5 protein-coding genes are annotated in these 8,882 nt (G+C 67.6%); 4 read left to right on the top strand and 1 reads right to left on the bottom strand.

Annotation, left to right across the window (positions count from 1 at the left end):
* The first annotated feature begins 287 nt into the window (after nucleotides 1–287).
* The 3 genes from WD250_04395 (at nucleotide 288) to WD250_04405 (ending at nucleotide 7,763) form a co-directional block, all read left to right on the top strand.
* On the top strand, nucleotides 288–4,817 hold the full coding sequence (locus tag WD250_04395; GenBank protein MEX2619439.1) for an LAGLIDADG family homing endonuclease: 4,530 nt from the start codon (nucleotides 288–290) through the stop codon (nucleotides 4,815–4,817).
* 84 nt (nucleotides 4,818–4,901) lie between these two features.
* Nucleotides 4,902–5,747 carry an IS5 family transposase gene (locus tag WD250_04400; protein MEX2619440.1) on the top strand — a complete coding sequence of 282 codons (846 nt, stop codon included), beginning with the start codon at nucleotides 4,902–4,904 and terminating at the stop codon, nucleotides 5,745–5,747.
* 192 nt (nucleotides 5,748–5,939) lie between these two features.
* Nucleotides 5,940–7,763 (top strand): hypothetical protein, encoded by a 1,824-nt coding sequence (locus WD250_04405; GenBank protein MEX2619441.1) that lies wholly within the window; start codon nucleotides 5,940–5,942, stop codon nucleotides 7,761–7,763.
* Here the strand turns inward: WD250_04405 and WD250_04410 are convergent.
* On the bottom strand, nucleotides 7,729–8,067 hold the full coding sequence (locus WD250_04410) for a DUF6788 family protein (GenBank protein MEX2619442.1): 339 nt from the start codon (nucleotides 8,065–8,067) through the stop codon (nucleotides 7,729–7,731). The two genes, WD250_04405 and WD250_04410, sit on opposite strands and share 35 nt — an antisense overlap.
* Nucleotides 8,068–8,164: 97 nt before the next feature.
* On the opposite strand from WD250_04410, the gene WD250_04415 reads away from it, so the two are divergent.
* Nucleotides 8,165–8,882: DUF4277 domain-containing protein (locus tag WD250_04415; GenBank protein ID MEX2619443.1), on the top strand; the 718-nt coding region annotated here is incomplete at its 3' end.

An 8,882-nucleotide genomic window follows, 5' to 3' on the forward strand; every position in this document is an offset into this window, starting at 1 on the left:
CCCCCTCGCCCGTCCCCAGACCTGGGAAAACGGGGCCGCCGTTGTCCACAGAATGCCGCTTGCGACCAGGCACGACAGGCGTTGTAGGGGGGTGCTAGCGTGCCGCCCAGGGTCTCCGCGGTATCCCCGGCTACCACAAGATATAGTAGGTGTTCCCCGCAGTCAAGCCTGCATCTTGCGATTCGGTGGGAATAAGGTCCTTGACCTCCCGCGGCCGACGTGCCAATCTCGACGTCGTACTTACACCGATGCGATTCCGGGTCCTGCCCCGGCGAACAGGGAGCTCCATGGTCATCACACGCAACGCCCTCCAGGCAGTGCCCTCCGGCTCGGGCACCGGCCTGCGGATCGACCGGTTCTTCACCACGGAGGGCACCCACCCCTACGACGAGCTCGAGTGGGAGCTGCGCGACGCGGTCATCACCGACTGGAAGACCGGTGCGGTCGCCTTCGAGCAGCGCGACGTGGAGTTCCCGGCGTCCTGGTCGATGAACGCCACGACGATCGTGGCCCAGAAGTACTTCCGCGGCCACCTCGGCACCCCTGAGCGCGAGCGCAGCGTGCGCCACATGATCGACCGCGTGGCCGACCGCATCACCGCGTGGGGCCGCAAGGACGGCTACTTCGCCGACGACGACTCGGCGCGGGTGTTCAACGAGGAGCTGAAGTCGATCCTCGTCAACCAGCGCGCCGCGTTCAACTCCCCGGTGTGGTTCAACGTCGGCGTGCCCGACACCCCCCAGCAGGCTTCCGCGTGCTTCATCTTGTCCGTCGAGGACAAGATGAGCTCGATCCTGAACTGGTATACCGAGGAGGGGATGATCTTCAAGGGCGGCTCGGGTGCGGGTGTGAACCTGTCGAAGATCCGCTCGTCGCGGGAGCACCTCGCCGGCGGCGGCGAGGCCAGCGGCCCGGTCAGCTTCATGCGCGGGGCCGATGCGTCCGCTGGCACGATTAAAAGTGGCGGAAAAACGAGAAGAGCCGCCAAGATGGTGATTCTCGACGTCGACCACCCCGACATCGAAGAGTTCATCTGGTGCAAGTCGCGTGAGGAGGCCAAGGCGCGCGCACTGCGCGAGGCCGGCTTCGACATGGACCTCGACGGCAAGGACTCCGGGTCGGTCCAGTACCAGAACGCCAACAACTCGGTGCGCGTCACCGACGAGTTCATGGCCGCGGTCGAGGCCGACGCCGACTTCGCGCTGAAGGCCGTGACGACCGGCGAGGCGCTCAAGACCGTCAAGGCCCGCGAGCTCATGCGCCAGATCGCCCAGGCCGCCTGGGAGTGCGCCGACCCGGGCGTGCAGTACGACACGACCATCAACGACTGGCACACCACCCCCAACGCCGGCCGCATCAACGGGTCCAACCCGTGCTGCTTCACCGGCGACACCTTGGTCGAGACGGTTGACGGTCCGGTGCGCTTCGATGTGCTGCAGAAGATGGCCGAGGCGGGCGAGGCGCTGCCGGCGGTCCGCTCGTTCGACCTGGCGGCCGGCACCCACGTGCACCGGCAGGTCAACCACGTCTGGGTCGCCGGGCACACCGCGCGCCTCGTCGAGGTGGTGACCGAGGGCGGCCTCGCGCTGCGGTGCACCCCTGACCACCGATTCCTCACCGAGGCAGGCAGCTATGTCGAGGCCCAGGACCTCGAGGTCGGCCAGCGACTCCGGGGAGTGGGCGCAGACAGCGATCGAACCGACCGCGTCGCGCAGGTGGCCGATCGCATCCTCGACGCCCCGGTCGCGGTCTTCGACCTCGAAGTGGACGACACGCACAACTTCGCCGTAAGCACCGATGCGCAGTCGGTCAGGCACGGTGTGGTGGTGAGCAACTCCGAGTACATGCATCTCGACAACTCCGCCTGCAACCTGGCATCCCTGAACCTGCGCAAGTTCGAGGCCGACGGGGTGTTCGACACCGAGGCCTTCCAGCGGGCGGTCGAGATCGTCTTCACCGCCCAGGAGATCATCGTCGGCAACTCGAGCTACCCCACTGAGAAGATCGGTGAGAACGCCCGCAAGTACCGTCAGCTCGGCCTGGGGTACGCGAACCTCGGCAGCCTGCTCATGAGCCAGGGCCTGGCCTACGACTCGGACGAGGGCCGCGCGTGGGCGTCGACCATCACGGCGCTCATGACCGGGCACGCCTACCGCACCTCCGCCGAGCTGGCGAAGGTGCAGGGGCCCTTCGAGGGCTACGCGGCCGACCGCGACGGCATGCTGCGGGTGATCGCCAAGCACAAGGACGCCGCCGAAGCGATCGACGAACGGCTGGCCCCGGCCAACATCCTCGCTGCGGCGAAGCAGTCCTGGCACGATGCGCTGGCAATCGGCACAGAGAATGGCATAAGAAATGCACAGGCGAGTGTTATTGCTCCTACCGGTACTATTGGCTTCTTGATGGATTGTGATACGACCGGAATTGAACCAGATCTCGGTCTGGTGAAGACGAAAAAACTTGTCGGCGGCGGGTCGATGCGCATCGTAAACCAGACCGTGCCGGTGGCGCTGAAGCGCCTCGGCTACCAGCCCGAGCAGGTCGAGGCGATCGTCGCCTACATCGATGAGCACGCCACCATCGAGGGTGCGCCCGCCTTCCGCGACGAGCACCTGCCGGTCTTCGACTGCGCGATGGGTGAGCGGTCGATCGCCCCGGGCGGCCACATCCGCATGATGGCGGCGGCGCAGCCGTGGCTCAGTGGGGCGATCTCGAAGTGCGTCACGGGCGAGACCCTGCTGCCCACCGAGGACGGACTCATCCGCATCGAGAGCCTGCACCAGGGCGAGGAGGCCGACAGCTTCCGACCGGAGGTGCGCGAGGTCGCGTCGCTCGGCGGCGGCCAGAAGACCGACGCCTTCTACTTCGGTGGCCGGCGCACCGTGCGTCGAATGACGCTGCGCTCGGGGCACACCGTGACCGGCACGGAGAACCACCGTGTGATGGTGGCCACCGCGGTCGGCCCCGTCTGGCGCTACCTCGACGAGGTCCAGCCGGGGGAGTACGTCGCCATGCAGTACGGCGCCGAGCGGTGGTCCCAGCTGCCGGCGCGCTTCGACGACTTCACGCCGGCCCCGGCCTACGGCAGCCAGAAGCCCATCGCGGTCCCCGATCAGATGACCGAGGAGCTCGCGTTCCTCTTGGGTGCGTACGCGGCAGAGGGTCACACGACAGGATCGAACTGGACGATCTACATCACCAACACCGTCCCGAGCGTGCTGGAGCGCGTGAAGGCCGCGTGGGAGAGCGAGCTCGGCCTGCCGGCGAAGATCGTGCCCGGCCACGGGCACCGCTGCCCGAGCGTGATGGTGTCGTCCAAGCGTGCCGTGGAGTTCCTCGACCACCTCGGGTGCGGGCGGCGTGCCTCGGCAAAGCGCATCCCCGACGCGATCCTGCGGTCACCGCGGCCCACGGTGCTGGCCTTCCTCCAGGGCCTGTTCCTGGATGCGTACGCGTCGGTGACGCACGTGCCGAAGCTCGCGATCTGCCTGGACGCCCCCAAGCTGCTCGACGACCTCCAGGCCGTGCTCACCAACCTCGGCGTCGTCCACGGCCGCATCAGCAAGTACAACGTGGAGTACGGCAAGACCTACGACGAGGTGTACGCGGTCGGCGGGCACGCCGGACGGCTGTCCCAGCTCGTCCCGTTCATGGAGCCTGACAAGGCGGCCCGTGCCGCAAAGCTGCCGCTGGAGATGTCGTCCCACGCCACTGCAGACGTCGTGCCGGGCGTCAGCGGGCGCGAGCTGTACGAGCTGATCCCGAAGGGCCGCCCGGGACGCAACGCGAAGGGCACGGGGCGGCAGCGCTGGAGGTTCCTGTGCGACGAGCGCACCCGGCACGTGAGCCGCCACACCCTGGAGCGCTTGGCCGTGGAGCCCGGTGTCACGCTGCCGGCATGGCTGCGGTCCGTCCTGGATGACGGGCTGTACTTCAGCCCGATCGAGTCCATCAAGGACGCGGGGCAGCGCGACGTCTACGACATCTCTGTGCCCGCCACCCACGCGTTCGTCGGCAACGGCATCGTCAATCACAACACGGTGAACACGCCGGAGTCTTCCACGGTGGAAGACATCGAGGGCATCTACACCGAGGGCTGGAAGCTCGGCCTCAAGGCCCTGGCGATCTACCGGGACAACTGCAAGGTCGGCCAGCCGATGTCGATCGACAAGAAGAAGTCCGAGCCGGCATCCACGACCGAGGAGGCCGAGCAGCACGGGATGGTGCGCCGGCGGCTGCCCAAGCAGCGGCCGAGCCAGACGATCTCGTTCCAGGTCGGCGACGCCGAGGGCTACCTGACGGCGGGGGAGTACCCCGGTGACGGGCTCGGCGAGATCTTCGTCAAGCTCGGCAAGCAGGGCTCGACGCTGTCGGGGGTGATGGACGCGTTCGCGATCAGCGTGAGCCTCGGGCTGCAGTACGGGGTGCCGCTGGAGGCCTACGTCACCAAGTTCACCAACATGCGCTTCGAGCCGGCGGGCATGACCGACGACCCGGAGGTGAAGTTCACCAGCTCGATCGTGGACTACATCTTCCGGCGCCTGGCGATCGAGTACCTGCCGACCGACAAGCGCCACGAGCTGAACATCCACACCCTGGAGGAGCGCAACGCCGCCCTCGACGTCGGCTACCCGCCGCCGGCCAGTGCCCCGACCGTGGACGTCGAGGGCCAGACCCGCCTGCCGGTGGACCGGCCGCTGCCCGTGGATGACCTCTACGGCGACGCGCCCCTGTGCTTCACCTGCGGCATCAAGATGCAGCGCGCCGGCTCCTGCCACGTCTGCCAGTCCTGCGGCACGACCAGCGGTTGCTCGTGATGTTGCATCTCTTAGAGCGTGTTTGAGAGGGGTGTTGTAGCGGTTCCATCGTTCTGAATCACATTGCTGTAAGTATGCGGTGGCATGGCTACTTCCCCCCGTCCTGGCCGCCCCCGGTACCCCTCCGATGTGACCGACCAGCAGTGGACGCTGATCGAGCCGCTGCTGCCCCAACCCAACACTGATGGGCGTCCCGAGAAGCACGCGCGCCGCGAGCTCGTCAACGCGATCTTCTACGTGCTGCGCACCGGCTGCGCGTGGCGGCAGCTGCCCCACGACTTCCCGCCGTGGCAAACGGTGTACTGGTACTTCGCCCGCTGGCGCGACGACGGTACCGTGGACCGCATGCACGACGCGTTGCGCGACCGGTTGCGCGACGCGGTGGGCCGCGACCCGATGGCCTCGGCGGGCATCGTGGACGCCCAGTCGGTCAAGGGTGCGGACACCGTGGGGCGCGACAGTCGCGGCTATGACGCGGGGAAACGCTGCAACGGCAGGAAAAGACACGTGGTCACCGACACCCTCGGGCTGTTGCTGGTCGTGATGGTCACCGCCGCCAGCGTGCAGGATCGCGACGGCGGCAAGCGGGTGCTCGATCGGCTGCGCTTCGCGATGCCGTCGGTGGCCACGGTGTTCGCCGACGGTGGCTACGCCGGCCGGCTGGTGGCCTACGCCCGGCGGGTGCTGCGCATCGCGGTGGAGGTCGTGCGCAAGCCCGCCGACCAGGTCGGCTTCTCGGTGTTGCCGCGCCGCTGGGTGGTCGAGCGCACACTCGGATGGATCGTGCTGTGCCGCCGGCTGCGCTGCGACTACGAACGCCGCACCGACACCGCCGAGGCGATGACCAAGTGGGCCATGATCGGCATCATGACCCGCCGACTCGAACCCGGCCCCGGCCGTCGCCCGTGGCAGCCCGCCACCACCAAGTAACTCCCATCTCAAACACGTTCTTACACGTACAGCAATTGCGGAGTTGCACGCTTCGGGCCGCCCGCGGAGACCGGTTGACATCAGACCACGATCCCCCTCGCCACCCCACCGACGGCGGATTCGCACACGCAGGACTCGGGCGGGGCATCGACAGGAGCCCCGCCCGTTCTATTCCACACCCGACGGGGCATCGTGGCCCCCGCTGACCCCGCGCCCGCAATGCCGGTCGAGATGGCGCGCGCCGACTTCGGTAAGGTCTTCAACGAACTCTGCCACCTAGTCGCGCTGTCACGGACAAGTAAGATCCCCCAGGTCGTGGAGTCCCTCGTCCAACGGGCGCTCGTCTACGGCACCCCGCCCGACGCCTACGACGCTCAGACCATCTCCCGCTGGGTTGCCAAGCAGTACGGCGCCGCCATCCCCGCCAGCGAAGTGGAATTCGCGCTAGACGGGCTCGTGCGCGCAGGTGCCGCGTCGCGACCTGCCGGCCACTTCCTCCTGACTGAGTCCCGCAAGGCCGGCGTCCAGCGCGTCGTGGAAAAGGCCCGCGAACTCGAGACGCGCGTCCGCGCCGAATGGTTGAGTGAACTGCATGACCGGGAGATCGCCTCGAGAGTCGAACACGAACGGCTGTGGGCGTGCCTGCGGGCGTACATGCTCCGGGTCCTGCGACGGCACGGCGCCCTCGCAGCGCACGTCCTCAACCCGTCGGTGCCGACTGAGAGCGGCGTCGCCGGTGACCTGAACACCTTCCTCGCCGAGGCCGGTTCGGAGTCAGGCATCCACAGCAGCGAAGCGGGCGGCGTCCGGCAGGCCGTCAACCTGTTCTTCGAGGAACCGTCCGGCGACCGCACCGCCTACATCGCTCAGCACCTCGATGCGGCGTTCACTTTCTTTGCCCTCTCCGAGCCCGACTCGACCGCCGCCTACCTGCGCGGCCAGATGCAGCCGCTGGACGTGCTGGTCGACACCAACTTCGTGCTCGACCTGCTCTTCGGCGGTGAGGACGACCACATCGCGGTGGAGCTCGTCTCGTTCGTGCGAGACAACAAGCTGCCAATCCGACTGCTGTACCACGAAAGGACGCGTAGGGAGCTGTCGGCCACCCTCAGCGCCATCGGCGCCAATCTGCGACGCAGGCATTGGTCGCAGTCCTTGTCGAGGGCGCACCTGAGGGAGCACCGAGGCGGCGGGGTGCTTCGCAAGTACCACGAGCTTAACGCGAAATGCCCCACGGACCCGGACGTATTCATGGGTCGCTACGAGAACCACCTGACCGAGGAGCTACGGACCTTCGGCATCGAGGCGTGCGTCCCCTCCGACAGGGAGCCGGAAGCTGATGAGCGGCGTCACCTTCTCGTGGCTGAGTACCAAGCGTTCGTCAAGGAGCACCGTCCCGACAAGGAGAAGCGGTACGAGACTGCCGACCACGACATCGCCGTATGGCTGGCCGTGCAGGAGCGGCGACGGAAGGGGGCGACCTCAACGCTGGAAAGCGGGGCGCTATTTCTCAGCAACGATCAGTTCTTCCGGTTCTTCGACGATAAGGTGCTTCGCGGGCTGCATTCCGTGACCGTGGTCCTACCCCGGACGCTGCTGCAGGTGCTGCGTCCGTTCGCCACCCCAAGCGGCGACTACGACCGGCGGTTCGTCAAGGCCTTCGCAGCTGCGGAGTTCCGGACCGCCCACAGTGACTATGAGAAAACAACGGCGGAGTTGATGTCGCATTTGGCCGCCTTCGGTGACCTGCCGGAGGAAACCGCCGTGAAGGTGCTGGGCGACGAGCTGCTCCGCACACGCCTCGAGAAGGTGCGGGGGACCGACGACGCCGGGAAGCTGGTTAGAGACAAGGTCATCGACCTCAACGCCTCGCTTGTCGCCGAGCGGGACGCCTCACGCGAGCTGCTATCCGCTGAAGAGTCGGAGGCCACAGACTTACGGCGGCACGTAAAGCTTGCTTTCCGCACTTCTCGGCGGCGTTTTAGCGCCAGCGGGAGCGGGGGTCGTTGTCGATGATCTGTATGGACAGGGCTTCGAGTTCGGCGGTGAGGTTCTTGAGGGTGCGGGCGTTGTCGAACCAGGGCTGGTAGTCGGGTAGCTGCTCGGCGGTGAGCACGCGGGTGACGGTCTTGTTGTTGACCTTGCGGGTCCAGGAGTTGTAGGGGCCGTGCAGGGCGGGCGGGTCGGCGTGGCAGCGGCAGTTGGTCTTGCCGCAGCGGGCCATGCGGGTGGCGATGCTGCCGGGCAGCACGAAGCCGAGCTGGCTGAGTCGTTCGGCGATGCGACGTTGCGTTCGGCGTTGCGCGGCGGTGGGGGGCACCAGGGGTCCTTCGGTGTCGGTTACACGGTCCTGCCCGTGGTCCGTAGTATAACTACTTAGGACACGGTGGCGCAAGGCTGGCGGCGAGGAGGACGCGGTGGCCGACAACGACGGGTTCACACTGACGAGCGAGGTGCTGGGGCCGCTGCCGGTGGTCAACGCCTACCTGGAGCGCATGGGCGTGGAAGGGCTGCTGGACCGGTTCGTGCCCCACGACGACCGTCGGCTCAAGCTCGCGCCCGCGGCCGCGCTGGGGGTGGTGGTGCGCAACCTCGTGCTGGGCCGCGAGCCGGTGTACGCGCTGGGGCGGTGGGCGGCACCGTTCGACCCGACGCTGCTGGGCTTGGAGCCCGGCGAGGTCGAGCTGTGCAACGACGACCGGGTGGGGCGCATGCTGTCCCGGCTGTTCGACGCTGACCGGGCGTCGCTTTCGACCCGGCTGGTGCTGGATGCGATCGCCGCGTTCGACATCGACACCTCCCAGCTGCACACCGACACCACGTCGATCCGGTTCACCGGCCTGTATGCCGACGCCGACGGGCGTGCCCGCGGCGGCAAGGCGACCCCTGCGGTTGTGCACGGTCATTCGAAGGACCACAGGCCCGACTTGCGCCAGCTGGTGTGGTCGTTGACCGTGACCGCCGACGGGGCGGTGCCGGTCTGCTACCGGGTGGCCGACGGCAACGCCACCGACGACAGGTTGCACGTGCCGGTGTGGGACGAGCTCGTGGCCATGCTCGGCCGCGCCGACTTCCTCTACGTCGCCGACTCGAAACTGGCCACCCGGCCCAACATGAACCACATCGCCGGCGGCC

The organism is Egibacteraceae bacterium (assembly GCA_040905805.1).
GTDB lineage: Bacteria > Actinomycetota > Nitriliruptoria > Euzebyales > Egibacteraceae > DATLGH01.